The organism is Bradyrhizobium sp. Ken64 (assembly GCF_055807555.1).
The window spans coordinates 75,086-99,127 of record NZ_JBVVPA010000007.1; the positions used below are offsets into that span (position 1 = coordinate 75,086).

Below are 24,042 nucleotides of genomic sequence, written 5' to 3' on the forward strand. Positions count from 1 at the left end.
GTCATTGCGAGCGCAGCGACGTGTTACTCGATCACCCGTGTCCGCAAATCCGCATCCGGCACGAAGCACGCATCGTACTTCCCGAAAATCCGATAGCGATTCCGCGCAATGAGGCTGTAGATCGGGTCTCGCAGCGGCTTGGGTACGGCGAACAGTGCGCTCACCCAAGCCCAGCCGGGGAGCTTTGATAGCACCGTCAGCGCCGCGTCCGACTTCATGAACACCTCGCCGCCGTGAATGACGGCATTAGTGTCGGGATCATCCGGATCGATGCCGAACGCGCGCGCGAGCCGGGCGCCATAGTCAGATTGAATCGGCGTGAAGCGAAACCGCTTCGACGTGTCACGCTGCGCGACGAACCGCACCCAACGCGAGCAGAAGATGCAGACGCCGTCGAACAGGATGACGTCATCGTCAGGCCATTTGGGCATCAGTGATTGTCCAATATCAGGGCGTGACCCACGAAACACAGCGTCATGGCTTTTTGCCAGCCGCCGGCTTCAGCGCGCGATCGAGTTCGGCACTCGCGGCTTTGACGCCGGCCTCGCCCTCGATCATCCAGTGCCCCTCGCTCCCCAGGGCCGGCAGCGCACGGAACTCGACCTTGCCGCCGCTGCGCCGAAACGCGTCGACCAACGCAAGCGAAAATGCCGGTGCAAAGTAGCTGTCATTAGCGGCGACGAGCCACGTGACGGGGATGCGCGCGGCCTTGCCGAATTCAGCCGCCGCCGCGAGCAGCGTGTGCGGCGCGCAGATCCGGTTCGGCTCGTCATTGGCATGGCCACCGCGGCCCGGCGCAATGGCGATGATGGCGGAGATCGTCTTCGGATCGGCATTCGCGAGCGCCAGCGCGCCCCAACCGCCGGCGGAATGGCCGATCACGATCGCGGCGTCCTTGCGGATAAAATCCTGCTTTCGCACATCCTCCAGCGCGAGCGCGATCTCGTCGGCCGTTGCGCGGCCCGAGCGCACATAGTCCGCCTCGTCGCAGCCACCCTGGTCCTCGACATAACGGCCGCCTGTTACGCCATGGCCGAGCCGTTCCGGCACCAGCACGGCGAAGCCGCGCGCGATGAGGAACGCCGTAAGTGCGCGGTATTCCGGCTGTGGTGTTTGCGCGCGCCGCAAGCCATTTTGCGTCGAAGCATGCGCGATCACCGCAAGCCGGAACGGGCCAGCACCCGGCGGGCGAAACAGCAGGGCATGTGCGGCGATGTCGGTATCCGGTGACGGCACGCGCCATTGCTGCCGGCGAAACGGATCGCCCTCCGCTCCGGACGAACCAAAAATGACCTGAGCGCGCACGGGCGGCGCGGTCAGCAAGGCCAAGAAAGCCAGAAGCACGAGAATGTTGAGGAGCCGCATGAATTGCCGGAGGCGAGAACTGCGACAGTTAGACTAGTAGGAACGAATCATTATCGGCAGACTTTCTGCGTTGCCATTGCCGTCCATTCGTTGCCGCAGAGCAGTTTTGCACTGGCGCAGAGCACCCGGGTGCCATTCGAATCGGCGTTTGTCTTTTTTCGGTACAACATGGTTCAAATACTGATGCAGAAAGTCCACAGGTTAACCGATAATTAAGGATAGGTCTTGCCGCCGGCGCGGCGACTTGGTTTGATCACGTCCATGAGCACAACCCTGATCGAGGTCCGGCCGGCCAAAGCCGCAGATGCAACTGCGGTGGCGTCCACCCATGACGAAGCCTGGCGCTCCGCCTATCAGGGCATCATTCCCGGCGCCGAACTGGAAAAGCTGATCAACCGCCGCGGTCCGCAATGGTGGGACAGCGCGATCCGCAAGGGCAGCCGCGTCAGCGTCCTGGTGTTCGGCGACAAGATCGCGGGCTACGCCAATTACGGCCGCAACCGCGCCCGTAGCCTGCATTTCGACGGCGAGGTCTACGAGCTCTATCTGCGTCCTGAATTCCAAGGCCTGGGCTTTGGCCGCCGCCTGTTCACCGCGGCCCGCCGCGACCTGATGCAGAGCGGCCTGAAGAGCATGGTGGTGTGGGCGCTTTCGGACAACGATCCGGCCACCGAGTTCTACCGCGCGCTGGGCGGCCGCATGGTGGCGCGCTCCTCGGAACGTTTCGGGCCGAAGTCGCTCGACAAGGTTGCCTTCGCTTGGACCAATTGAGCTGCTGAAGTCCGGCCGGCAGCGTTTTCCTTCCGTCGATACCGTTGCCTTGAGCCGGTGATCGCCGGATTCATTATTTCACAAAAACGCGATGGATCAGCGGGCCAAGCCCGCGTATGACAGCGCCAAAATCGCTGCCGGGTGCGATTTAACCTCGGCAACAACGGAGCCTTGAATGCGTATCGATGCGGTCTCGATCGGGAAAAACGTCCCCCACGACGTCAACGTCATCATCGAAGTCCCCGTAGGCGGCGAGCCGATCAAATACGAGATGGACAAGGAAGCCGGCACGCTGGTGGTCGACCGCTTCCTCTACACGCCGATGCGTTATCCCGGGAACTACGGCTTCATTCCGCACACGCTGTCCGATGACGGCGATCCCTGCGACGTCCTCATCATCAACACCCGCGCCATCATTCCAGGCGCGGTCATGAGCGTGCGCCCGGTCGGCGTGCTGTTCATGGAAGACGAAGCCGGCGGCGACGAGAAGATTCTTGCGGTGCCGTCGTCGAAGCTCACCCAGCGCTACGACAAGGTGAAGTCGTATTCCGACCTGCCGGACATCACGCTCCAGCAGATCCAGCACTTCTTCGAACACTATAAGGATCTCGAACCAGGCAAGTGGGTGAAGATCCTGCGCTGGGGCGGACCCGGGGATGCGCACAAGCTGATCCTCGAAGGCATCGATCGCGAGAAGAAGAAGAAGGCCTGAGCTCTGCTCCCTCGCTCCGCTTGCGGGGCGAGGTGAACTACACCGCCGGCTTCGGCAGCCCCGCAATCGCGCAGGCCGCACGCAAGGTGTTCACGAGCAGGCACGCGACCGTCATCTGACCGACGCCGCCCGGCACCGGCGTGATGGCGCCAGCCACGGTGAGCGCTTCCTGATAGGCAACATCGCCGACGAGACGCGTCTTGCCGTCGTCCTTCGGGATCCGGTTGATGCCGACGTCGATCACGGTCGCCCCCGGCTTCAGCCAGTCGCCGCGCACCATCTCGGACTTTCCGACCGCGGCGTAGACGAGATCTGCGCGCTTCACGAGCCCGGGCAGGTCGCGCGAGCGCGAATGCGCGATGGTCACCGTGGCATTCTCGTTCAGCAATAGCTGCACCAGCGGGCGGCCGACGAGGTTGGAGCGGCCGATGACGATGGCGTTCATGCCTTCGAGCGAGGCATGCACGCTCTTGGTCAAAATGATGCAGCCGAGCGGCGTGCAGGGCGACAGCGCCTCGAAGCCGCCGGCGAGGCGGCCGGCATTGTTTGGATGCAGCCCGTCGACGTCCTTGGCGGGATCGATGGCATTGACGACGGCTTCGGTGTTGAGGCCCTTGGGCAGCGGCAATTGCACCAGAATACCGTGCACGGCGGGATCGCCGTTGAGTTTTGCGACCAGCGCCAGGAGATCTGCCTGCGAGACGTCGGCCGGCAGCTTGTGCTCGAACGAGGCCATACCGGCGGCCTGGGTCTGGGTGTGCTTCGAGCGAACATAGACCTCGCTCGCCGGGTCACTTCCGACCAGGACCACCGCAAGGCCCGGCACGAGATTGTGCTCGCGCTTGACGCGTGCGACCTCGTCGGCGACGCGGGCGCGCAGTTCCGCGGCGATGACTTTTCCGTCGATGATCTTGGCGGTCATGTCAGTTCCCTTAGTCTGTCGATTTGGCTGATGCGAGCTGGCGCAGGGCTTCGCCGAGCCGCGCCGGATCGCCGTCGACCGCGATCTGCTTCAGCCGCGAGGTCGCTCCCGACAGGAGTTTGACGCTGGCCTTGGGCACGCCAAGCGATTTCGCCAGCAGCACCAGAACGGCCCTGTTGGCCTCGCCGCCATCGGCGATGGCGCGCACACGCACCTTGAGCACGCTACGGCCATCGGAGAGCTGCTCGATCCCGTCGATGTCGTCGCGGCCGCCGCGCGGCGTTACCCGCAGCGCGATGCTGATGCCTGCGGCCCCGTAACGCCAAGGTTCCTTGATACCAAGGTTCTTTGGCAACCCAGGGCGCTCCAGCCTGCTTAGATCACGTTCGGGTAGATGTAATACAGGATCACCCGCTCGATGAACATGATGAGCAGGATCAGGATGATCGGCGAGATGTCGAGGCCGCCGAGGCTGGGCAGGAAATTGCGAATCGGCGCCAGGACCGGCTCCGTGATTCGGTACAGGAACTCCGCTACCGCCGAAACGAACTGATTGCGGGTGTTCACGACGTTGAAGGCGATCAGCCAGGACAGGATCGCGGACGCGATCAGCAGCCAGACGTAGAGGTCGAGCACGATGATGACGATGTCGAGAACGGCACGCATGGCTTTTGAAGACTCTGGCTTTTGAAAATTCTGGCTGCGGTCGGGATTGACGCCTGTTGCTAGATATCGGTTCCCCCCGGTCCAAACAAGGGAAGTCGGTGCCGGGATGGCTAAAACCGGGTTACACCCGTCCTTGACTTGACCTTGGCGGGGACTTAAATGGCGCCCGGTTGTCGGCCGCATTGACCAGAGCGGCCTACAAAAGGGGCCATAGCTCAGCTGGGAGAGCGCGTCGTTCGCAATGACGAGGTCGGCGGTTCGATCCCGCCTGGCTCCACCAGCCTTCGCTCGCTTCGCGAGCTACGGCTAGGCAAGCCCGGAAGGTCTCTCGCGGCGAAGTGAGCGAAGGCTGCCCCGCCATAGCCCGAAGGGCGACGGCGGGCTCCATCCGAAATCCCCCCTACTTCCCCGTAAACCTCGGCGGCCGCTTCTCCATGAAGCTCGCGACTCCCTCCCGGAAATCGCTGCCGTTCAGCGCCACCATCATGTCCCGATTGGCCGCGATCGTCGCCTCCGCCAGCGTCTGGAATGGCACCTCGTAGAGCTGCCGCTTGATCACGGCCATCGCGCTCGGCGAGACGAAATCGGCGAGGTCGCGCGCATAGGCATAGGTCTCCTCGCGCAGCTTCTCTGGTGAGCAGAGCCGGTTGACCAAGCCGATCCGCAGCGCCTCGTCACTCGAAACACGGCGCGCCGAGAGCAACAGATCCATCGCGTTGGCGTGGCCGACGATTCGCGGCAGCATCCAGCTGATGCCGTGCTCGGCGATCAGGCCGCGCCGCGCGAAGGCTGTCGTGAACACCGTGTTGTCGGCGGCAAAGCGCAGGTCGCAATAGAGCGCGTGGACGAGGCCGATGCCGACGGTCGCGCCGTTGAGCATGGCGATGACAGGCTTTCCGATCGACGGGTAGAAGCCATAGCGCGTCTGCCAATCGGGCCGCCGGTTCATGTCGAACGGCGGCAGGTTCGACGCACGTCTGATATCATCGGGGTCGAGCCCCTTCAATGCATCCATGTCGGCACCGGCGCAGAAGGCACGGCCTGCCCCGGTGATGACGATGACCCGGACATTGTCATCGGCGCTCGATGCTTCCATCGCATGGCGCACGTCCCGCTCCATGATGGGCGTCCACGCATTCATGCGGTCGGGACGGTTGAGCGTGATGGTCGCGACCTTGTCGCTGACCTCATAGAGAATGTGTTCGTAGGCCATGACGCTCTCCCTCTGTTTGCCGGCGCAATTTCGCGCGCGCTCGTTGGCACCGAGCTTAGCATATCAAGGGATGAGACAAGGGCTTGCGCCAAGAACCTGCGTTAAGGACCTGAGAAGGCGCGATCACTCGGCGGCTTGCGCCAGAACCGGCCGACGCGCCAGCCAGCCGTCGATGAAATGATCAAGCCAGGCGCGTTCCGCGACATCGTAGACGGCACGGTCCGCGAAATGATGATGCCGCTGCCGGGCGCCGGGCGCGCTGAGCCCGTCATAACCGCGCGTGGTCCAGCAATGCATCATCGCGTAGGTCACGTCAGGATGAAACTGCACGCCGAAAGCGTTGCCGGTGCGGAACGCCTGCACCGGAAAATCATCGCCTTCCGCAAGCAGTTCAGTGCCGACCGGCAACTCGAAGCCTTCGCGATGCCAGTGATAGACCCGCGCCGGCCAATTCGGGCAGAGCCGGTGTCCCGCTGCTGTCGGGCGGATCGGGTAGTAGCCGATCTGGGTCAGTGCATCCGCATGCGGCGCAACGCGGGCCCCTAACTGCTTCGCCAGCATCTGCGCGCCGAGGCAGATGCCGAGGAACGGCCGCTGTTCGCGGAGCGGGATTTCGAGCCAGTCGATCTCGCGGCGGATGTAGTCGTCGGGATCGTTGGCGCTCATGGGACCGCCGAAGACCACAGCGCCGGCATGCTGGTCGAGGGTCTCAGGCAGCGGATCGCCGAAGCGGGGACGGCGGATGTCGAGGCGATGGCCGAGCGCGCGCAGCGCATTGCCGACGCGGCCGGGCGTCGAGGATTCCTGATGCAGGATGATCAGAACCGGCAACCGGGTTTCGGAGGCAGCGACGTTCGGCGTCCTTCCGGGGAAGGGCACCACTTCTGCGCCACCAAACCTGTCCGTCCGGAACGACATGGTCTCTGCGAGTGCTATCGGTTCAGACCGCCAGCATAACTAAGCGATCGTTAATTTCGTGTGAGTTTGCGCACACACACGCCCGATAGAAAGCAAGCTCCGGGCCACTACGGACCGAGAGCTCTCTTTACTGTCTTTGCCTCTGAAACCGGCTGGTGGCCGACAGGATGAAGCCGCGCGGGAAAAACCGCAGTGCAAATGGCACAATCTTGATGCCCAGACCAGGGAGCACTGCCCGCTTGTTGGACATCAGGCCGCGATAGGCCTGCCGTGCGACCTCGGCGGCAGGAACATTGAGAAGGGCCGTATCATGTCCGGACCCAACGCCGGCGCGCGCCTGGAATTCGGTGGGCACCGGGCCCGGGCAAAGGACGGTGACGCGAACGCCGTGCGGTGCAAGCTCCGCCCGAAGGGCCTCGGTGAAGGAAATCACATAGGCCTTGGACGCGTAGTAGACGGCCATGCCGGGGCCGGGCAGAAAGCCGGCGACCGATCCGACATTGAGAAGACCGCCCTTGTTCCTGATCAGCTGATCGGCGAAGCGCAGCGACAGATCCGTCAGGGCCCGGACATTGACATCCACGATGCCGAGCTGCTCGACCCGGTCGCGCTCGAGTGCGTCACCGAATACGCCGAAGCCGGCATTGTTGACGAGATGATCGAGCTCGACGCCTTCGGCAGCAAGTGCGGCGGCGATCTTCTCGCCGGCATCCGCGTCCTGGAGATCGCAGGCGATCACGATCGGCTTTTTGCCGCCCTTGGCGGCGAGCTCGTTCGCGAGCGCCTCGAGCCGGTCCACGCGTCGCGCCGTCAGCGCAAGACGGTGTCCGTTCACGGCGAACACACGCGCCAGCTCCGTGCCGATGCCCGCCGAGGCACCGGTGATCAACGTTACCCGCTCAGTCACGATCGAAGTCTCTTGAATTGAAGTTTTTTGGCCCCGCAATGCTGGAACCAGAGCATAGGCCGAGCGCGACAGGCAAGCGGCGTCCGCCGCATAGCTACTTGAGCGGGAAACGGGGGAAGCAGGAAAACCAGGGATTTACAGGGGAAATCCGGAACCCGGGCAGCCCCGAGGCTACATTAAAGTTTCGTCATGTGGTCTGCACAACCGCCAATCGGCTGTGTGGCAGTGGGTCACCCACCGACCGCGCTGTCCTTGACCTGACCACCGGCACGATCTGCGACCGCGTGCTTCAGATCGATCCGGTCGCGTTGCGAAATCCCGAGCAGGTCGGAAGCGCGCCAGACCACATTATCCTCGAACTCGGTAACCTGGCCGTCGGCGTAGACCAGCTCCCACATCATCTGGACGACCCGCTTGCGGCCCTCTTCGTCGAGCGAGCGCATCATGATGCTGGTGAAGTGATAGAGGTCGACCGCCTCGCCCTCGACCTCGGTCGCATCCGCGATCAGGCGATCCGCGGTGCCGCGATCGAGCCCAAAATGGCTTTCGATCAGGCTGTGCAACTTGCGCTGCTCGGCAGCCGTCGGCTGGCCGTCCAGCGAGATCACGTGAACCAGCAGCGCGGTCGCCGCCAGCCGGTAATCACTGTCACCGAATGCGCGGTCCTGGGCATGGGGAGCAACAATGTCGGCGATGAATTGGCGCAGGCCGTCGAGCATATGGTCCTACCGAAATCGATGAAGCCGCGGGGCGCGGCCGCTACCAGCATTATATGAGCAGGAAACTCAACCGGCGCAATGTGCGTCAGTTCCGCGCGCCGCATTACGTTTCGGCAATCTGGAGCGCTGGTTTCTGGAGGGCGGCTAAATCGTCTCTCCGACGTCGTCCTGGCGAAGGCCAGGACCCATTAGCCCAGGGAGTCGTTTGGCGAAGACTGGTTGTGGTCCGGTACGCCGACCATCCGCAATCGATAGATTCCGCGGTATGGGTCCTGGCCTTCGCCAGGACGACGTCGGGGGCAACACCTCACGGTATCTCGTACACCACCATCTTGTCGGCGATGCCGCGCAGTGCGGCCTGCTTCTGGATCGGCCTGATCTCGCGCTGCTTGAGGACTTCGGCGACGGCCGGCGCGTCCAGCACCGGGCCGGTGATGTGGATCTCCTGCGCGGTCGAGAGGCTCTGCACGCGGGCGGCGATGTTGACGGTCTGGCCGAAATAATCCTGCCGGTCATTGAGCATCACTGCGAGGCACGGACCTTCGTGGATGCCGATCTTGAGAACAAGGTCGTCCGCACCACGCTGCTCGTTCAATTCATCCATCGCTGCGCGCATTCGCAGGCCGGCGACGATCGCATGCTCGGGTCTGACGAAAGTCGCCATCACCGCGTCGCCGATCGTCTTCACCACGGCTCCTTTCTCTGCGGCGATGATTTCCAGGAGCGCGCGGAAATGCGCCCGCACCAGATCGAAAGCGTTGAGATCGCCGACGCGCTCGTACAGCGCAGTCGAGCCCTTCAGATCGGTAAACAGGAACGTCAGGGACGTGATCTTCAACCGCTGGTCGACATTGAGATTGTCTGCCTTGAAGACGTCGCGAAAAGTCTGGTTCGACAGCATCCGTTTGGCCGTGAGGATCGGCTTGCGCTTGCCGAGCATCTCATGCAACGCATCGGCCGCGATCCACACCGAGGGCAGTACGCGATTTCCGGATCGGTTCTCGAGTGTGAGGCGCAGCGGTCCAGGGCGCATCACGGTAGTCCCCGTGGGCGCTTCCAACTTGTTGAAGACCATCGAAAGTTGCTGACGCTGGCTCGTCGGCTCGCCCTGGACATCCAGGAAGTGGGCGGAATGAGTGACCGGCTCGAACACGATGATGAACTGGCTCGGCAGATTGAGCGAGAGGATCGCCGTTTCACCCGCCGGCAATTCCAGTGCTTCGAGTGTGACTTCCTCGATCAGTCGCGAGAAGGACTCGTCACTGACGTCGACGCCCGAACTCCAGAAAATCTGCCGGACATATTCCCAGATCGGCAGGGTGTCGGGATCGTGAGCGCCGATGCGGCGCACCCGCGGGCTGACGGTAAACGCCACCTCCACCATCTCATCGACGGAGGCTTCGTATCCTGCGGCACAAAGTGCGCAGTTGTAGTCGTCATGCTTCAGAGATTTCAGTGTTGCATGCGCGCCGAGGACTCCACCGCAGCCGGGGCACAGCACGTTCCAGCTCATGTCGAACAGGCCGAGCCGCGAGGCGTGCAGAAATCCGGAGATGATCTTCTCCTGATCAAGCCCGGTGCGATCTGCAAAGTCGAGGGCATTGATACGATGGAGATCGCGATCCTCACCATCGGCGATCAACCGCGCGATGACCTCGACAACGGCCGGATCGGCCGTCTGCCTGAGAACCGAAAGCTGGGCCTGAATATCGCTCATGTCGCTCATCTCGTGTGTCGGCGGTGCCGTCAGGGCGCGGCGGCTCGTCACCGTGGCGTGATACGGAACCGCGGGGAGTGGTCCGGCTGCGTTGTGACGACGCCGAGCGGGATGACAGGGCTGGTATCGGCAAGCTCGACACGGAAGGCACCGATCAGCCGGGCCAACGCCAGCACGGATTCGGCTTGCGCAAACGGTGCGCCGATGCAGACGCGCGGACCCGCGCCAAAGGGCAGATAGGCAAATCGATCGGGCGCTTCCGTCGACATGAAGCGTTTTGGAATGAACGCATTCGGTTGATCCCACAGCTTCTCGTGCCGGTGCAGCAGCCAGGGTGCGATCATGATGATGTCGCCCTTGCCGATGGCGACGCCGGCCGCGTTGTCCTTCTCGCGCGCGGCCCGGGCGATCAGGAAGGCCGGCGGATAAAGCCGCATGGTCTCCTCGATCGCGGCGCGGGTGAACTTCTGGCGCTCGATGTCGGCCATGCTGTCGAGGTGTTCGCCACGCGTCTCGGAGGCAATTTCTTCCTGCGTGTCCGGGTCGAGGGCGAGCAGATAGAGCGCCCAGAACAGCGCGGTCGCTGTGGTCTCGTGACCCGCGAGGATCATGGTCGCGACTTCGTCGACCAGTTGCTCGTCCGAAAAACCCTTGCCGGTTTCTGGGTCGCGCGCCTCGTCCATGAGATCGAAAAGGTCGCGCGGCGGCGCGCCGTCTTGCTTGCCCATCTCACGCCGCTCGGCGATCAGCATCGCGACGAATTCGGTCCAGCGCTTGCGGAAACGGGCACGGGCAAAATCCATCGGGCTTGGCCAGGACAGCGGCAGCACCATGTCGAGCAAGTACGGCCGCCCGAGTCGGGCTCCATACTCCATGACGAAGTTGCGCAAGGTCGGACCATGCCGGTCCATGCCGAACGAGAACATGGTGCGTCCGGCGATCTCAAGCGTCATGCGCTGCATGATCTCGCGCAGATCGACCGGCTCGCTCGTTCGCCCGTCGAGCTTCGCGATGGTCTCGTCGAGCACCGCCGTCATGTGCGGAACGAGATTTGCCGTCGCACGCGGCGTGAACGCAGGCGCGAGGGTGCGGCGCTGAAACGTCCACGAATGACCCTCCGCAATCAGAAGACCATCGCCGAGCACGGGACGCAGCATGCGAATGCCCGCCGGGGTGCGCGAATAATTCTCGTAATTGCTGAGCAGGACATGCCGGATCGCATCCGGCCGGTTCAGGATGAAACTGTTGCGGAAGAAGAATCGGCCCTCGATGACGTCTTCCTCGTAGGCGCGCTGCCCCCAGGTTGCGATCATGTTCCGCTTGATCACGGCAAGCCGGGCGAGGAACGACATGTCGTCGGGCGCACGCGGCGGGGTCGGAGGGACGATGGGCCGACGCACGCTGGCGATGTTCATGGCTCGCTCCCGCAGAGGTGACGCAGGCAATTAGCTAGTAAGTCAGCTCGGCAATCGCAATCCTGTTCTCTTGGGCAGGCCAGGCGCGTGCCACAATTCGTTCTTCGCCAAATTGGGCCACGATGTTACGCCCGACCTCGCCGGCCGGAAGGCGCAGTGTTGCTGTCGAATCCGTGGGCACACCCGATTTCACGTCCGCCGGCTCCTTGCCGTCGAGCAGCACCACGTCCCGCGGCAGGCCGAAATAACCGCGCGGACGCGACATGATCACCACAGCCCCGGCGTCCTTGTCCGCGGGCCCGAGCGGACGCGCGGCGCGCAGATGCACCACGTCAGACGAGCGCGGGAAGGGCGAGCGGTAGATGTGCGTCGTCGGCGCATCCGGCAATGACAAGACGAATTCGAGCGACCAGGAAGGTTCGACCTGCGCCGGGCCCCAGCGTCCGTCGGCGCCGGTCTTCGCGCTGTGGACGGCGCCGCCCTTGCGCTCACCGGTTTCAGGATCGACCCGAAAGACATCGACGGTTGCACCGGCCACCGGCCGATTGGTCGGCGCGCCGCCCGGTGTGCCCGTCACGAGGCCGCTCAGCCTGACGCTCTGCTCCGGCATAATCGCGATCCGCGCGGGCTCGCGGCCAGCGATGAACTTGTAGATCTCGCGGAAGGCCCGGGGGTGAAATGCCACTTCGCGATGATCGAGTGCGCCGAGCACGAGGTTGGTGGCCCCCTTCAACTCCGGCCCTTCGACGCTGACGCCGGTCGGCGTACCGGGCTTGCCGATGAAACGGCCATCGGCTTGCGCGTATTTGTCCATGCCGTCGCTGCGCAAGGTGAGGAAGGCGACACCCGGTGTCACCTCGCTCTCGCCCTCGTTCAGGCCGCGCAAGAACGCGCCGCGACCGTTGAACTCGCTGTTGGGCTGGTCGTCGGTCGCGAACACGCCATGATTTGGCGTGCCGCACAGCACGGCATGGCTGACATCGCCGGCGCCGCCGTTCTTGATGACGTTGCGGATGGCATAGCCGCCGCGGGAGCTGCCGACCAGCGCCACGCGGGCCGCGCCGGTGCTGCGCTTCAATTCGGCTATGGCGGCGGCGAGCTCGCGGCGCTGGTCCTCGGTCGAGGAGCGGCCCGCCTGCTCGACCTTGTCGTCACTTCGTGCATTGGGATCGGTGAAATTGATCGCATGCATGCGATCGCGCGCAATGCCGTTGGATTCCATCCGCCACAAGGTCGTCATCCAGAGCGCGTCGTAGTCGCCATTGCCGTGGACGAACAGGATCGGCGGCACCTCGCCCGGCGCAGCGGGTGCGGGTTGAGCCGACGCACCCGTCCGCACGCTCGCAATTGCGAAAGGCAAGCTGCCGGCCCCTTGCAAGATCATCCGTCGCGACAGCTTCATCTGTTCCTCCCCGGCAAAAACATCTCTGTGCACCGCTTATACCGACCTAACCACTGGACAGCGAAGGACTTTCGCAGGCATCACTGAACTTGCCGGAATCGCCCGAAGACCACTCCAAGACAATTTCAAGACCACTTCTGCCAGCCCATTTGGAAGGGGATATGACCGAGCAGACGAACCGCCAGAAAATTGCAGCCGACGGCATCATGGCGCCGCTGCGGTACACCGTATTCCGGCGCATCTGGCTCGCCAGCCTGCTCTCCAATCTCGGCCTGCTGATCCAGGGCGTGGGTGCCGCCTGGGCAATGACGCAGATGGCGGCCTCGGCGGACAAGGTCGCGCTGGTGCAGACCGCCCTGATGCTGCCGATCATGCTGATCTCGATGCCGGCCGGCGCCATCGCCGACATGTACGACCGCCGCATCGTGACCCTGATCGCACTCATGATCGCGCTGACTGGCGCGACAGCGCTCACGGTCCTGGCGTGGCTCAACTACATTTCCCCGGAAACGCTGCTCGTCTTCTGCTTCGTTGTCGGCAGCGGCAACGCACTGTTCGGTCCGGCCTGGCAATCCTCGGTCAGCGAGCAGGTGCCGCCCGATGCTCTGCCGTCGGCCGTCGCGCTGAACGGCATCAGCTACAACATCGCGCGCAGCTTCGGTCCGGCGGTCGGCGGTGTCATCGTCGCCGCGCTCGGCGCGGTGGCGGCGTTTGCGTGTAACGCGATCCTCTATTTGCCCTTGCTGGTGGTGCTGCTGCTCTGGCGGCGCAACACCGAACCCTCGCGGCTGCCGCGGGAGAAGCTCAACCGCGCCATGGTGTCGGGCTTCCGCTACATCACCAATTCGCCGCCGATCAAGATCGTGCTGTTGCGCACGCTGATGATGGGCCTGATTGGCGGTGCCATCATGGCGCTGATGCCGCTGGTCGCGCGGGACCTGCTGCATGGCGGCGCGCAGACCTACGGCATCATGCTCGGCGCCTTCGGGATGGGCGCCGTGGTCGGCGCGCTCAACATCCACGAATTGCGCAAGCGCATGAGCGGCGAAGCCGCGATCCGCGCCTGCACCATCTCGATGGCGTTTGCGATGGCCGCGCTTGCCGTGAGCACCGAGCCGGTGCTGACCGCGGCTGCGCTGGTGCTCGCCGGCGCGGTCTGGATGGCCGCCATCGCGCTGTTCAATATCGGCGTGCAGCTCTCGGCGCCGCGCTGGGTCGCCGGACGCTCGCTCGCGGCGTTCCAGGCCTCGATTTCCGGCGGCATCGCGATCGGCGCCTGGGGCTGGGGCCATCTCACCGACTATGCCGGCGTCGAGGTCGCGCTGCTGACGGCCGCCGGCCTGATGCTGATCTCGCCAGTGCTGGGAATCTGGCTCACGATGCCGCGCGTCGGCGCCCGTAACGAAGACGCCGACGTGCTGGCCGATCCGGAAGTCAAACTGTCGCTCACGGCGCGCAGCGGACCGCTGGTGGTCGAGATCGAATACCGCGTCGCCCAAGAGAACGCGCGCGCCTTTCACAACGTGATGCAGGACGTGCAGCTCTCTCGACAGCGCAACGGCGCCTATGGCTGGTCGATCGCGCGCGACATCGCCGATCCCGAATTGTGGACCGAACGCTACCACTGTCCGACCTGGCTCGACTATCTGCGCCAGCGCAACCGCTCGACCCAGTCCGAACGCGCGTTGCATCAGGAGGCGATCGATTTCCACATCGGCCCCGACCCGGTGCGGATCCGCCGCATGCTCGAGCGTCCGTTCGGCTCGGTGCGCTGGAAAGAGGAGACGCCGGACCAGGCAGCAAGTGAGGTGCTGCCCGTGGTCGCCACCGCGGCGGGAAGCAGCACTTAGGGTTTTGCGAGTCCGTAGCCCGGATGGAGCGCAGCGCAATCCGGGGCGATTTCACCGCGGACAAAACCCGGATTTCGCTGCGCTCCATCCGGCTCAGACGCGACGTCTTACTGCCCGTGATCCGTCAGCACCTTGTCGCAGCCTTTGGTGAGCCGCGTACGGTTCTGCTTGAGGCAGGCGAGCACAGCCTGATCGCCATTGTTCATCACCGGGCGGCAGAAGCGCGTGACGTCGCGCGCACAGGCATCGTGACCGGGCTGCTGCGCTGACGCAGCCGATGCAAACAGGATCAATGGAATGATGAAAAGAAATCTGGTCATCGCGTAATGCCTCTTACCCGGAAGATGTGCGGGGGAAGCTAGAGCGACGATCCCGAAGCCGCAACGGCTTTATTGGCAGGCGGGCTTGCGCCGCCGCGTGGCTCCGGCATTCACGCCGGGGCACATCGCGAGGGGAGCTGACCGACGCAACGACGCTATCGTTGCTGTTACTGACCGTCCTGGGCGTCAGCGACCTTGCGTGACGCGCCGCCCTTGGCGAGGTCCTTGTCCATCACCGCACGGCAACCGGCGCTCAGATCGGAACGATGCTTCATCATGCACGCCGTGATCTTCGGGATGTTCGGGATTTCCGACGAGCACAGGCGGAAAGCGTCGCCGGTGCACTGCTGCTGCGCTTCGGACGAGAAGGCGAAGCTGGAGCCGGTCGAGGCGATCGAGAGGATGGCGGCAAAGCCCAGAGCCAGGCTGGTGTCGCGGATCTTGCTACTCAAGGTCTTGGTGTTCAGCGAGTTGGTGTTCAGCGAGTTGGTCATTTGAAGCTCCCATTGGCACCGCTGGAAGCGGGCCCGTTGTTGATGGGATTGACCATGCTCCAGCAAAACAGTTTCCACTGTGATGACGGTCACGGGAGGCCCACCCTCTGTGACCTCGGTCACGTTGGAGCACCTCGCTGAAATTCCTTCATATCCGCTGTCGTGTTGGTGTCACGTTAACCGATCCTTCGCATTAATGGCTCGGCGAGCGGGAAATTCCGCCGGTTTGGTTGCGTAATTGGAAAGAATGGCGATGCGTAATGCGTTGGGCCTGATGCTGGCCAGTGTAGTTGCGGCGGTCGTGATCGCCGCCGGCGGTTGGTTCTATTATTCCTCGCGCGCCGACCAGGCCGCTCCCAAGACGATTGCCGCCCGTGCCGCCGATCAATTGCCGGCACAGGCGAAGCTCGCCGCCAAGGACGACGTCGCGACCACGGCGGCCATTGCGGCCAAGCCGGCGGCAGCCGCCCCGGCGCCCGCACCCGCGCCGATGCCGGTACAGCAGAAATCGACCTGCGCCAATCCCAACGCGCTCGGCGTCTCCCGCGTGGTCGAGATCGACACCACCGGCGGTCCAGGCTTCGGCTTCGATCATTTCAAGCAGTTCGACTTCCTCACCGACAAGGAGGTCGTGCTGACCTTCGACGACGGTCCCTGGCCGGTCAACACGCCCGCCGTGCTGAAGGCGCTCGCGGATGAATGCACCAAGGGCCTGTTCTTCTCGGTCGGCAAGCATGCGACCTACCATCCCGAAATCCTGCGCCAGGTGCTGGCCCAGGGCCATACGGTCGGCACTCACACCTGGTCGCACGTCAATCTGAACGGCAAGAAGATGACCGAGCAGATGGCCAAGGACGAGGTCGAGAAGGGCATTAGCGCGGTGAAATACGCGCTCGGCACCAATCCGGCGCCGTTCTTCCGCTTTCCGCAGCTGCAGCACAATCCGGCGATCGTGAGCTATTTCGGCACCCGCAACGTCGCGATGTTCTCGACCGACATCGACTCCTTCGACTTCAGGAAGGGCGCCTCGCCGGAGAAGATCATCGAAACCGTGATGACCAGGCTCGATAAGCTCGGCAAAGGCATCATCCTGATGCACGACTTCCAGAAGCATACCGGCGAAGCGATGCCGGCGCTGCTCGCGCGGCTCAAGGCCGGCGGCTACAAGGTCGTGCAGATGAAGGCCAAGACAACACTCGAGTCGCTGCCGGAATATGACGAGGCGCTGCTGAAGGATATGAAGGTGCCGACCTCGAGCGCGCGTCCGATCGGGAGCGTGGTGCAGACGGTTTCGCAGTAACGCGCCCGATCAGATCCAAAACTTCTCGCGTCATGGCCGGGCTTGTCCCGGCCATGTCCTTTTTGGGACCAATGCCCCTTACCAGTAGATGCCGTGTCGATGCAGTTCGCTGATGATGCGGCCTTCGGTCCATGTACGCTTGTGCTTCGGCTTGTCCGCCTTGGCCGTCGTCTTCGCGGCGGGTTGGGTCGTCGCGGGCGCTGAGGTCGTCGTGGTCGTGGGTGTGGCGGCCGCCGCAGGCGTCGTGAGCGAAACCGCCGGCGGGCGATCGAGATATTTCGGAGCTTCGACAGCAGGCGCTGCTTCCCTCACCTGTGTCGGCGTGGCAGCAAGCGCCGGCGCCGTTTGCTGAACCGAAGCCTGCCCGTTGGCAGAGGACAGCGACAGGCTGCGCGGTCCTTCGGCCTGGGCAGATGCAGAGACCAGCACCATGGCGGCCACCAGAATGATCTTGCGCATATGAAATCTCCCCGTGTTTGGCGTGCTCGAAACACTACGGGAGACGGGCCCCAGGTTATGTGATTGCGATCACTCATACTGCCGTGCGTTCACGGTGACCGAATGCCCCGGTCAGAACGCCTGGCTTGCGGAGAGCAAATGAGCTGGGGCGCTGGTGCCGCAAGAGGGATTCGAACCCCCGACCCCGTCATTACGAATGACGTGCTCTACCAACTGAGCTATTGCGGCGAACTCTGCCGGGGCCCGCGCGAGGCCGGTCCCGATACGCGCGCTCCTGATATCGGGCGGGGCCCGAATTGGCAAGGTGGCGCCGGCTCCCAAATGCCGCTCACCCGCCCCAGCGAGACCAGAATCCGCGCCAGCCGCCGGCCTGGGCCTTTGCATGGTCCCTGGGCGTACCGATTTGTTCCGTAAATTCATCGCTCGGACCTTCGTCATCGATCCCGGGATCATCCGGGGCGCGGACGATCGGGATGACGGCGGGAAAAGGTGCTGGTGCAGGTTTGCCGAGGTCGGCGCGTGTCCTGAACACCGGCGTCGCCGCCGCGGGCGATGATTCGGCGACCTCAGGGGCCGGTTTGACCGGCTCGGCTGGCGTGACGGCCGGCTCTTCCTTGACGGTTTCTTTGGCGGTCTCCTTGGCGGTTTCCTCTAGGATTTCCTGGGTCTCAAGGGGCGGCGAATTGTCCTGCGCGGCAGGCGCCGGATCCGGCGCGATGACAGCCGGTTCCACGGAGCTCTCGCTCGGGGCCGCCGTCACCCGCTTCGGCGGCGGGGCGGCCAGCATGGCTTCCTCGAAGGCCGAGGATTCGATCGTGTCGCCCTTGCCGGAAGGAAGGCTAGCGACCGGCGTTTGCCACTGGAAGGCGTCGAGGCGGCCGGTGACCGGGGAAACCGGACGCCAGCGATCGCTGACATAACCGTCCGCGGTCCAGGCCGGATCATGGCGGGCGCGCACCGCGCGCAAGGTCCAGGCGCGGGCCCGGCCACCGTCACCATGCTCCGTGCGCTCGAGCTCGGCCATCAGCAGCGCCACGCGCTGGGTCGGATCGTTGACGTAAGGCGCCAGCACCGCGCGCGCACGGGCGAACTCAGACGCATCGATCGCGGCGCGCGCGATCGCCAGCTGGCCCTCGACATAACCAGCCTTGTCGGCAGGAATCTTGGCAGCAAGCGTCTCGACCCGCTGCAAGCGCTGCCGCGCGGAATCGCCGAGCTTCACATGCGCATAGGCATCCGCAAGATCAGGATGCGGATTGGCGAGCCAGGCGGTTTCCACCAGCTTCATGGCGCGGCGCACCTGATGCGCCTCGCTCTCGAATTTTGCAGCGAGCACCGCGGCCGGAACCAGGGTCGGCGCGAGCTTGACCGCCTGCATCACGCTCTCGCGCGCGACGTCGCGGTCCATCGTTTCCAATTCCAGCGCGCGGGCGGCGAGCAGCACGCCGCGCTGACGCCGATAGGCCTGCTTGTCGATCAGGCCCGCGGACAGATTCGAATCGAGGATCGCGAGCGCGCCACTCCAGTCACCGCGCGCGCAGCGGAAGCCTAGCACCGCCTGCGAGGCCCAGGTCGAGGACGGCGATAGCTTGATCGCTTCCTCGGCGATCATCACCGCGCCGACCGCATCGTCGGCGCGCTGCGCCTCGATGAACAGGCCGCGCAGACCGAGCAGGCGCGTGTCCTCGCGCTCGGCCATGACACGGAAGACACGCTGGGCCTCGTCGCGATTGCCCTCGAGCTGCGCGGATTGCGCATGCAAGAGAAGCGCAAGCGGATCGTTTGCGGCCAGCCGCCGCGCGGTATCGGCGTGACGACGGGCAAGCGCGGTGTCGCCATGGCCGATCGCAAGCAGGCCGTGGGTGATGGCGTGGCGACCGCGAGCATGACGCCTTTCGTGACGACGGCGGCGCAGACGTCCCGGAGCGCGCCAGACCATCGTCAGCAGGCTCCAGACCAGCACGACTGCCGCGGCAAAGAGGCCAAGCAAGAACACGAATCGGGGAAGCGTTGTTGTGACGCGGAAAGCGCCCGCGGTCAGGACGAGGTCGCCGGGCTGATCGGCAACCCAGGCCGCGCCGGCCGCCGCCAGCGCGATCAGGACGAGGAAGAGGACGATGCGAAGCATGACGATCCCTATACGCGCTGATTGTTGCGCGAACCTTTATTGACCAGGCTTGACGAGATCCGCCATGGCGGCGTCGGCGAATTTGCGTGAGGCGGCGAGCGCGGCGTCACGGGCATCGGCCTTGTCGAGCCAGGCTTGCGCCGGTGCACGATCGGCCTCGGGCAGCGTCTTCAACTCGCGCCGTGCCTCGACGAAATCGTTGCGCAACGCAGCCGCCGTCACCCGTGCGACGATGGCGCCGCGATCATTGCCGACCCCGTCGGTACGCTCGATGCGGACGAGTTTTGACGCCCCCGCCTGAAGACGCTCGACGATTCCGGTGCCGCTGGCCGGGGCTTCCGCCGGCGGCGACAATTTTGGCACGATGTTGAGGAGCTCGCGACTGAGCGCGACCGGCGTCGGAATGCCAGACGATGCAAAGGTGTCGAGCGGCTTCAGCATATCCGGCTTTGCTGCCAGCGACCGCGCCGCAGCGAGTTGCGACACATAAGCGTCGCCGTGGCGAACGGCGACGTCGAGCAGGGCTGCCGCCACCACATGGCGCAGCGGCTTGTCGTCCGTCGCCTTTGCGTCGGCGATCTTCTCGCCCTGCTGTGCGAGTTCCGCACGTTCGGTCTTGCTGGCACGCTCGAGTTGCGCGAGGCGGTCGTTGAGAGCGGCAAGATCGGGCGCGGCAGCGCGTGGCGCCGATGTCGCGTCGTTCAGGGCGCTGGCAGTCTTGTCGGACTGCGCGCGCAGATTGGCGATCTCGCTGCGCAGGCTCGTTGTGGATTTCTCCAGCGCATCGATCCGCGCCACCATGGCCGGATCGGCGGCAGGCTTGCCCGCTTTGGCTTCGACCGCAGCCACGCGCCCGCTCAGCGCCTCCACGATTGCGCCCGTCACTTGCGGAGCAGCCGGCGGCGCCTGCACCGCAGGCCAGCCCAGCATCCAGCCGACCGCGATCACAATGGCGGCTGCGACGGCGCCGGAGAACGGAGCGATAACCCAGGGCGAAATTGACGGCGATACCGACGCGGACGCAACGGAAGATTCCTCTTCGGCAGGTTCGGGCTGCGGCTCGGCAATGGCTTGTTCGGACTTGTCTACTTCAGACTTGCCATGCTCATGCACGGCCTGTTCGGTCGCGGCCCGAGGCTCGCCCGCCACCTCCTGCGGCTGGGTCGAGACTTCGGTTGCCTCGAGGTCTATGGTGGGCGGGATGCGCTTGGCGCGGCCGGACTCGGGAGCCAATCCTGCGTCTTCAGGCTTGTCGTCGGCCATCGTGACGGTTCCTCACACTTACCTGCCTTGAACGAACGGATCCGATTGCGTCGGATTCGGCCCGACCTCTTACGCCAAACGGGTGCGCAAAGCACGCTCCAAGGTGTCAAATAGGGCATTTTCGTCCGGCGTCGCCGCCACCAGAACCTGCGAGGCACCGGCCTCGCGCAGCACGCCAGCGACCGTCTCGGACAGGCAGCATTGCGGGATCGCCAGAGCCGAGATTTCGACACCTTCCGCCCGCGCGGCCTCCAGGAAAGCCCGCGCGCTGCGCCGGGAGTAGTGCAGCACCGCCTCGATCCCATGGGCGGCAAAACCCTCACAGACATCGCGCGGCAACAGCTTGACCGGGGCCATGCGATAGGTCGTCTGCGTGACGACGTTGAAGCCTTCGGCGCCCAGCTCACCGCCGAGGTCGCGCGAGAGATCCGCGCCCGCGAGATAGAGCAACGTGCTCTTTTTCTTCAGCCGCTTGTCGCGCGCGCTCTGCATCACCTTGTCGCGCAGGGCCGCGGCGTCGCCGTCGGCGACGATCACCTCGGCAAAGCCGGCATCGCGCCCGGCGGCGGCCGTGTGCTCGCCGACGGCGAACAGCGGCAGCTGCAGGAGACCAAGGTCCGGTAATTGTGACGCGACGGCACGGATCGCATTGGCCGATGTGACAATGACGGCGCTGTAGCTCGTTTCACTCTTGTCATGGAAGGCGACCGGCTCGAACTTGAGCACCGGCGCGAGCAGCACCACATGACCCCGTACACGGAGATTTTCCGATGTCACCTCATTGTCGGGATGCGGCCGTGTGACAAGAATGGACATCGCTTGTGTTCCCGAACCACGTGGCGTGACGCTTTCACGAGGGACGGCCGCGCGTGACGATTGCGCTGGCCGACCCCGGAATGCTACCGGACGTACCAGAACTCTGCTTTGCGGATCAGCGCAAGGGGGGTGAGAAGGGCGCAAATTGGATAACAATTCGCCAATGCTGGTACTGGGCATCGAAACCACCTGCGACGAGACCGCCGCAGCGGTGATCGAGCGCGCGCCTGACGGCAGCGGCAAGATCCTGTCCAATATCGTACGCTCCCAGATCGAGGAGCATGCCCGTTTCGGCGGTGTGGTACCGGAGATCGCGGCCCGCGCCCATGTCGACCTGCTCGACGGCATCATCGACCGCGCCATGACTGAGGCCGGCATCGACTTCGCCCAGCTCGACGGTGTCGCGGCCGCCGCAGGCCCGGGACTGATCGGCGGCGTCATCGTCGGGCTCACCACCGCGAAGGCGATCGCGATGGTGCACGGCACGCCGCTGGTCGCGGTGAACCATCTGGAAGCGCATGCGCTGACGCCGCGCCTGACCGACGCACTCGAATTTCCCTATTGCCTGTTTCTCGCCTCGGGCGGCCATACCCAGATCGTTGCGGTCACCGGCGTCGGCCAGTATGTGCGGCTCGGCACCACCGTCGACGATGCGATCGGCGAGGCCTTTGACAAGGTCGCGAAGATGCTGGGGCTGCCCTATCCGGGCGGGCCGCAGGTCGAGCGCGCAGCAGCCAGCGGCGATCCCGCGCGCTTTGCGTTTCCGCGGCCGCTGCAGGGACGCCCCGACGCCAACTTCTCGCTATCGGGATTGAAGACGGCGGTGCGCAACGAAGCAAGCCGGTTGGCCGAGATCACGCCGCAGGACGTCAGCGATCTCTGCGCGAGCTTCCAGGCCGCCGTGCTCGATTCCACCGCCGACCGATTGAGCGTCGGTCTCAAACTTTTCCGCGAGCAGTTCGGTGCGCCGCGTGCGCTGGTGGCGGCCGGCGGCGTCGCCGCCAATCAAGCGATCCGCGGCGCGCTGCATGACGTTGCGAGGAAAGCCGGAACACAACTGATCATGCCGCCGCCGGCGCTCTGCACCGACAACGGCGCGATGATCGCCTGGGCCGGCGCCGAACGTCTCGCACTCGGCATGACCGACACGATGGAAGCACAGCCCCGCGCGCGCTGGCTGCTCGATGCGAACGCGAGGGCACCGGCCGGATACGGCAAGACACGCGCGGGATTCTAGCGATGACAGCGTTCCAATCTGTCGCGGTGATCGGCGCGGGCGCCTGGGGCACGGCGCTGGCGATGGTGGCGGCGCGGGCCGGACGGAACGTGACGCTGTGGGCCCGCAATCCCGAGCACGCGAAGCGAATTGCATCGAGCCGCGACAATCCGCGGCTGCCCGGCGTGCGGCTTGCGCCGGAGATCATCGTTACGAGCGACCTGGGCCTCGCCGCGCAGGCGGACATGCTGCTGATCGCAGTGCCCGCGCAGCATCTGCGCGGTGCTGTCAACATGCTCGCCTCGCACCTGGAAAAGCCGGTGCCGATCATTGCCTGCGCCAAGGGCATCGAGCACGGCACCCATAAATTCATGACCGACGTGATCGCCGAGGCCGCGCCTCACGCGCAGCCGGCGATCCTATCGGGCCCGAGCTTTGCCGACGATGTCGCGCGTGGCCTGCCGACCGCGGTCACGCTGGCGGCGAGGGAGGAAGCGCTGGCCAACAGCTTGGTGCAGGCGCTGGGCTCGACGACCTTCCGGCCCTATCACTCCACCGATGTCCGCGGCGTCGAGATCGGCGGCGCCGCCAAGAACGTGCTGGCGATCGCGGTCGGCATCGCGGTCGGGCGCAAGCTCGGCGCTTCCGCCCAGGCCGCACTCACCACCCGCGCCTTTGCCGAGCTGACACGCCTCGGCCGCGCGCTCGGCGCACGCAGCGAAACACTCACGGGCTTGTCTGGCCTCGGCGATCTGATCTTGACCTGCTCGAGCCCACAATCGCGCAATTTTGCGCTCGGCCTGGCGCTTGGCCGCAGCGAGCAGCCGCCCACCGGCAAGCTTGCCGAAGGCGAATTCACCGCGCCGGTCCTGATCGAGCTCGCGGCTTCGCAAAACATCGAAATGCCAGTATCGGAAGCCGTCGCATCGATCCTGACCGGCAGAAGCACGATCGATGCCGCGATCTCGGGGCTGATGGCGCGACCTTTCAAGGCAGAGGAATGAAGATGGCATACTGGCTGGTGAAATCCGAACCATCGGTGTGGTCCTGGGACCAGCAGGTGGCGAAAGGCGCCAAGGGCGAAGCCTGGACCGGCGTGCGCAATTACACCGCGCGCCAGAATCTCGTCGCCATGAAGAAGGGCGACAAGGCGTTCTTCTATCATTCCAACGAGGGCAAGGAGATCGTTGGCATCGCGGAGATTATCAAGGAAGCCTACCTCGATCCGACCGACAAGACGGAAAAATTCGTCTGCGTCGACATCAAGGCCGACAAGCCGTTGAAGAGTCCGGTGACGATGGCCGCGATCAAGGCCGAGAAGAAGCTCGCCGACATGGCGCTGGTGAAATATTCGCGCCTCTCGGTGCAGCCGGTGACGGCCGACGAATGGAAGCTCGTCTGCAAGATGGGTGGGATGTAGGAGCTGCAGTAGCCCGGATGGAGCGAAGCGCAATCCGGGAAAGTCTCCA

Annotated in this window: 25 protein-coding genes and 2 tRNA genes; 8 read left to right on the forward strand and 19 right to left on the reverse strand. The window is 64.6% G+C overall.

Annotated features, from left to right (window positions below; genetic code table 11):
• Nucleotides 1–23 precede the first annotated feature (23 nt).
• On the reverse strand, nucleotides 24–431 hold the full coding sequence (locus AC0L2F_RS14460; RefSeq protein ID WP_473248814.1) for a thiol-disulfide oxidoreductase DCC family protein: 408 nt from the start codon (nucleotides 429–431) through the stop codon (nucleotides 24–26).
• Nucleotides 432–474: 43 nt separating this feature from the next.
• The gene (locus tag AC0L2F_RS14465) at nucleotides 475–1,365 is read right to left on the reverse strand and encodes an alpha/beta hydrolase family protein (RefSeq protein WP_473248815.1); all 891 of its coding nucleotides are present in this window, start codon (nucleotides 1,363–1,365) and stop codon (nucleotides 475–477) included.
• A gap of 261 nt (nucleotides 1,366–1,626) precedes the next feature.
• Between AC0L2F_RS14465 and AC0L2F_RS14470 the strand changes: the two genes are divergently transcribed.
• Complete coding sequence (locus AC0L2F_RS14470) at nucleotides 1,627–2,136, forward strand: GNAT family N-acetyltransferase (protein WP_007598725.1); 510 nt, start codon at nucleotides 1,627–1,629, stop codon at nucleotides 2,134–2,136.
• A gap of 175 nt (nucleotides 2,137–2,311) precedes the next feature.
• The gene (gene ppa / locus AC0L2F_RS14475) at nucleotides 2,312–2,848 is read left to right on the forward strand and encodes an inorganic diphosphatase (RefSeq protein WP_473248816.1); all 537 of its coding nucleotides are present in this window, start codon (nucleotides 2,312–2,314) and stop codon (nucleotides 2,846–2,848) included.
• A gap of 37 nt (nucleotides 2,849–2,885) precedes the next feature.
• On the opposite strand, the gene AC0L2F_RS14480 is transcribed toward ppa, so the two are convergent.
• From AC0L2F_RS14480 to AC0L2F_RS14490, 3 genes are read right to left on the reverse strand one after another with little or no spacing between them, the layout of a single operon-like run.
• Nucleotides 2,886–3,770, reverse strand: a complete 885-nt coding sequence (locus AC0L2F_RS14480) for a bifunctional methylenetetrahydrofolate dehydrogenase/methenyltetrahydrofolate cyclohydrolase (RefSeq protein WP_473248817.1) — start codon at nucleotides 3,768–3,770, stop codon at nucleotides 2,886–2,888.
• Between the two features lie 10 nt (nucleotides 3,771–3,780).
• The gene (locus AC0L2F_RS14485) at nucleotides 3,781–4,125 is read right to left on the reverse strand and encodes a DUF167 domain-containing protein (RefSeq protein WP_007604156.1); all 345 of its coding nucleotides are present in this window, start codon (nucleotides 4,123–4,125) and stop codon (nucleotides 3,781–3,783) included.
• 20 nt (nucleotides 4,126–4,145) lie between these two features.
• Entirely contained in the window at nucleotides 4,146–4,436 is a 291-nt protein-coding gene (locus AC0L2F_RS14490; RefSeq protein WP_007598721.1) for a YggT family protein, read from the reverse strand.
• Between the two features lie 204 nt (nucleotides 4,437–4,640).
• Between AC0L2F_RS14490 and AC0L2F_RS14495 the strand changes: the two genes are divergently transcribed.
• A tRNA-Ala gene (locus AC0L2F_RS14495) sits at nucleotides 4,641–4,716 on the forward strand.
• A 120-nt stretch (nucleotides 4,717–4,836) separates the two neighbouring features.
• Here AC0L2F_RS14495 and AC0L2F_RS14500 read toward each other — a convergent pair.
• The 7 genes from AC0L2F_RS14500 to AC0L2F_RS14530 form a co-directional block, all read right to left on the reverse strand.
• A complete protein-coding gene (locus tag AC0L2F_RS14500; protein WP_473248818.1) occupies nucleotides 4,837–5,649 on the reverse strand; it encodes an enoyl-CoA hydratase in 813 nt (270 codons plus the stop codon).
• Nucleotides 5,650–5,772: 123 nt separating this feature from the next.
• Complete coding sequence (locus tag AC0L2F_RS14505) at nucleotides 5,773–6,567, reverse strand: glutamine amidotransferase (protein ID WP_473248819.1); 795 nt, start codon at nucleotides 6,565–6,567, stop codon at nucleotides 5,773–5,775.
• A gap of 127 nt (nucleotides 6,568–6,694) precedes the next feature.
• Complete coding sequence (locus AC0L2F_RS14510; RefSeq protein ID WP_473248820.1) at nucleotides 6,695–7,474, reverse strand: SDR family NAD(P)-dependent oxidoreductase; 780 nt, start codon at nucleotides 7,472–7,474, stop codon at nucleotides 6,695–6,697.
• A 230-nt stretch (nucleotides 7,475–7,704) separates the two neighbouring features.
• Nucleotides 7,705–8,193 carry a tellurite resistance TerB family protein gene (locus tag AC0L2F_RS14515; protein WP_007604151.1) on the reverse strand — a complete coding sequence of 163 codons (489 nt, stop codon included), beginning with the start codon at nucleotides 8,191–8,193 and terminating at the stop codon, nucleotides 7,705–7,707.
• Nucleotides 8,194–8,500: 307 nt separating this feature from the next.
• Entirely contained in the window at nucleotides 8,501–9,910 is a 1,410-nt protein-coding gene (locus AC0L2F_RS14520; RefSeq protein ID WP_473248821.1) for a DUF5939 domain-containing protein, read from the reverse strand.
• Nucleotides 9,911–9,957: 47 nt separating this feature from the next.
• The gene (locus tag AC0L2F_RS14525; RefSeq protein ID WP_473248822.1) at nucleotides 9,958–11,325 is read right to left on the reverse strand and encodes a cytochrome P450; all 1,368 of its coding nucleotides are present in this window, start codon (nucleotides 11,323–11,325) and stop codon (nucleotides 9,958–9,960) included.
• 34 nt (nucleotides 11,326–11,359) lie between these two features.
• Entirely contained in the window at nucleotides 11,360–12,727 is a 1,368-nt protein-coding gene (locus AC0L2F_RS14530; protein WP_473248823.1) for a hydrolase, read from the reverse strand.
• 161 nt (nucleotides 12,728–12,888) lie between these two features.
• On the opposite strand from AC0L2F_RS14530, the gene AC0L2F_RS14535 reads away from it, so the two are divergent.
• A complete protein-coding gene (locus AC0L2F_RS14535) occupies nucleotides 12,889–14,577 on the forward strand; it encodes an MFS transporter (protein WP_473248824.1) in 1,689 nt (562 codons plus the stop codon).
• Nucleotides 14,578–14,684: 107 nt separating this feature from the next.
• On the opposite strand, the gene AC0L2F_RS14540 is transcribed toward AC0L2F_RS14535, so the two are convergent.
• On the reverse strand, nucleotides 14,685–14,897 hold the full coding sequence (locus AC0L2F_RS14540) for a hypothetical protein (protein ID WP_007604145.1): 213 nt from the start codon (nucleotides 14,895–14,897) through the stop codon (nucleotides 14,685–14,687).
• 167 nt (nucleotides 14,898–15,064) lie between these two features.
• Nucleotides 15,065–15,391 carry a hypothetical protein gene (locus AC0L2F_RS14545; RefSeq protein WP_063992299.1) on the reverse strand — a complete coding sequence of 109 codons (327 nt, stop codon included), beginning with the start codon at nucleotides 15,389–15,391 and terminating at the stop codon, nucleotides 15,065–15,067.
• A gap of 253 nt (nucleotides 15,392–15,644) precedes the next feature.
• Here AC0L2F_RS14545 and AC0L2F_RS14550 point away from each other — a divergent pair, with 253 nt between their 5' ends.
• A complete protein-coding gene (locus AC0L2F_RS14550; protein ID WP_473248825.1) occupies nucleotides 15,645–16,691 on the forward strand; it encodes a polysaccharide deacetylase family protein in 1,047 nt (348 codons plus the stop codon).
• Nucleotides 16,692–16,769: 78 nt separating this feature from the next.
• Here AC0L2F_RS14550 and AC0L2F_RS14555 read toward each other — a convergent pair whose 3' ends face one another.
• The 5 genes from AC0L2F_RS14555 to AC0L2F_RS14575 form a co-directional block, all read right to left on the reverse strand.
• The gene (locus AC0L2F_RS14555) at nucleotides 16,770–17,150 is read right to left on the reverse strand and encodes a hypothetical protein (protein ID WP_473248826.1); all 381 of its coding nucleotides are present in this window, start codon (nucleotides 17,148–17,150) and stop codon (nucleotides 16,770–16,772) included.
• A 152-nt stretch (nucleotides 17,151–17,302) separates the two neighbouring features.
• Nucleotides 17,303–17,378 (reverse strand) — tRNA-Thr (locus AC0L2F_RS14560).
• A 100-nt stretch (nucleotides 17,379–17,478) separates the two neighbouring features.
• Nucleotides 17,479–19,278 (reverse strand): heme biosynthesis HemY N-terminal domain-containing protein, encoded by a 1,800-nt coding sequence (locus AC0L2F_RS14565; RefSeq protein WP_473248827.1) that lies wholly within the window; start codon nucleotides 19,276–19,278, stop codon nucleotides 17,479–17,481.
• A gap of 36 nt (nucleotides 19,279–19,314) precedes the next feature.
• Nucleotides 19,315–20,541, reverse strand: a complete 1,227-nt coding sequence (locus AC0L2F_RS14570) for a COG4223 family protein (protein ID WP_473248828.1) — start codon at nucleotides 20,539–20,541, stop codon at nucleotides 19,315–19,317.
• Between the two features lie 69 nt (nucleotides 20,542–20,610).
• The gene (locus tag AC0L2F_RS14575; protein ID WP_473248931.1) at nucleotides 20,611–21,357 is read right to left on the reverse strand and encodes a uroporphyrinogen-III synthase; all 747 of its coding nucleotides are present in this window, start codon (nucleotides 21,355–21,357) and stop codon (nucleotides 20,611–20,613) included.
• A gap of 163 nt (nucleotides 21,358–21,520) precedes the next feature.
• Between AC0L2F_RS14575 and tsaD the strand changes: the two genes are divergently transcribed.
• From tsaD to AC0L2F_RS14590, 3 genes are read left to right on the forward strand one after another with little or no spacing between them, the layout of a single operon-like run.
• Nucleotides 21,521–22,594: a tRNA (adenosine(37)-N6)-threonylcarbamoyltransferase complex transferase subunit TsaD gene (gene tsaD / locus AC0L2F_RS14580; RefSeq protein ID WP_473248829.1), complete on the forward strand. Its 1,074-nt coding sequence runs from the start codon at nucleotides 21,521–21,523 to the stop codon at nucleotides 22,592–22,594.
• Nucleotides 22,595–22,596: 2 nt separating this feature from the next.
• Nucleotides 22,597–23,577, forward strand: coding sequence for an NAD(P)H-dependent glycerol-3-phosphate dehydrogenase (locus tag AC0L2F_RS14585; RefSeq protein WP_473248830.1), 981 nt, complete (start codon nucleotides 22,597–22,599; stop codon nucleotides 23,575–23,577).
• A gap of 2 nt (nucleotides 23,578–23,579) precedes the next feature.
• Nucleotides 23,580–23,993 carry an EVE domain-containing protein gene (locus AC0L2F_RS14590; RefSeq protein WP_007604134.1) on the forward strand — a complete coding sequence of 138 codons (414 nt, stop codon included), beginning with the start codon at nucleotides 23,580–23,582 and terminating at the stop codon, nucleotides 23,991–23,993.
• Nucleotides 23,994–24,042 lie beyond the last annotated feature (49 nt).

Coding starts and splice junctions, on each gene's coding strand:
- ppa (WP_473248816.1), top strand. CDS start 2,312: ATGCGTATCGATGCGGTCTCGATCGGGAAAAACGTCCCCCACGACGTC.
- AC0L2F_RS14465 (WP_473248815.1), bottom strand. CDS start 1,365: ATGCGGCTCCTCAACATTCTCGTGCTTCTGGCTTTCTTGGCCTTGCTG.
- AC0L2F_RS14505 (WP_473248819.1), bottom strand. CDS start 6,567: ATGTCGTTCCGGACGGACAGGTTTGGTGGCGCAGAAGTGGTGCCCTTC.
- AC0L2F_RS14470 (WP_007598725.1), top strand. CDS start 1,627: ATGAGCACAACCCTGATCGAGGTCCGGCCGGCCAAAGCCGCAGATGCA.
- AC0L2F_RS14480 (WP_473248817.1), bottom strand. CDS start 3,770: ATGACCGCCAAGATCATCGACGGAAAAGTCATCGCCGCGGAACTGCGC.
- AC0L2F_RS14490 (WP_007598721.1), bottom strand. CDS start 4,436: ATGCGTGCCGTTCTCGACATCGTCATCATCGTGCTCGACCTCTACGTC.
- AC0L2F_RS14500 (WP_473248818.1), bottom strand. CDS start 5,649: ATGGCCTACGAACACATTCTCTATGAGGTCAGCGACAAGGTCGCGACC.
- AC0L2F_RS14540 (WP_007604145.1), bottom strand. CDS start 14,897: ATGACCAGATTTCTTTTCATCATTCCATTGATCCTGTTTGCATCGGCT.
- AC0L2F_RS14555 (WP_473248826.1), bottom strand. CDS start 17,150: ATGCGCAAGATCATTCTGGTGGCCGCCATGGTGCTGGTCTCTGCATCT.
- AC0L2F_RS14515 (WP_007604151.1), bottom strand. CDS start 8,193: ATGCTCGACGGCCTGCGCCAATTCATCGCCGACATTGTTGCTCCCCAT.
- AC0L2F_RS14520 (WP_473248821.1), bottom strand. CDS start 9,910: ATGAGCGATATTCAGGCCCAGCTTTCGGTTCTCAGGCAGACGGCCGAT.
- tsaD (WP_473248829.1), top strand. CDS start 21,521: ATGCTGGTACTGGGCATCGAAACCACCTGCGACGAGACCGCCGCAGCG.
- AC0L2F_RS14545 (WP_063992299.1), bottom strand. CDS start 15,391: ATGACCAACTCGCTGAACACCAACTCGCTGAACACCAAGACCTTGAGT.
- AC0L2F_RS14590 (WP_007604134.1), top strand. CDS start 23,580: ATGGCATACTGGCTGGTGAAATCCGAACCATCGGTGTGGTCCTGGGAC.
- AC0L2F_RS14460 (WP_473248814.1), bottom strand. CDS start 431: ATGCCCAAATGGCCTGACGATGACGTCATCCTGTTCGACGGCGTCTGC.
- AC0L2F_RS14550 (WP_473248825.1), top strand. CDS start 15,645: ATGCGTAATGCGTTGGGCCTGATGCTGGCCAGTGTAGTTGCGGCGGTC.
- AC0L2F_RS14525 (WP_473248822.1), bottom strand. CDS start 11,325: ATGAACATCGCCAGCGTGCGTCGGCCCATCGTCCCTCCGACCCCGCCG.
- AC0L2F_RS14570 (WP_473248828.1), bottom strand. CDS start 20,541: ATGGCCGACGACAAGCCTGAAGACGCAGGATTGGCTCCCGAGTCCGGC.
- AC0L2F_RS14535 (WP_473248824.1), top strand. CDS start 12,889: ATGACCGAGCAGACGAACCGCCAGAAAATTGCAGCCGACGGCATCATG.
- AC0L2F_RS14585 (WP_473248830.1), top strand. CDS start 22,597: ATGACAGCGTTCCAATCTGTCGCGGTGATCGGCGCGGGCGCCTGGGGC.
- AC0L2F_RS14575 (WP_473248931.1), bottom strand. CDS start 21,357: ATGTCCATTCTTGTCACACGGCCGCATCCCGACAATGAGGTGACATCG.
- AC0L2F_RS14565 (WP_473248827.1), bottom strand. CDS start 19,278: ATGCTTCGCATCGTCCTCTTCCTCGTCCTGATCGCGCTGGCGGCGGCC.
- AC0L2F_RS14530 (WP_473248823.1), bottom strand. CDS start 12,727: ATGAAGCTGTCGCGACGGATGATCTTGCAAGGGGCCGGCAGCTTGCCT.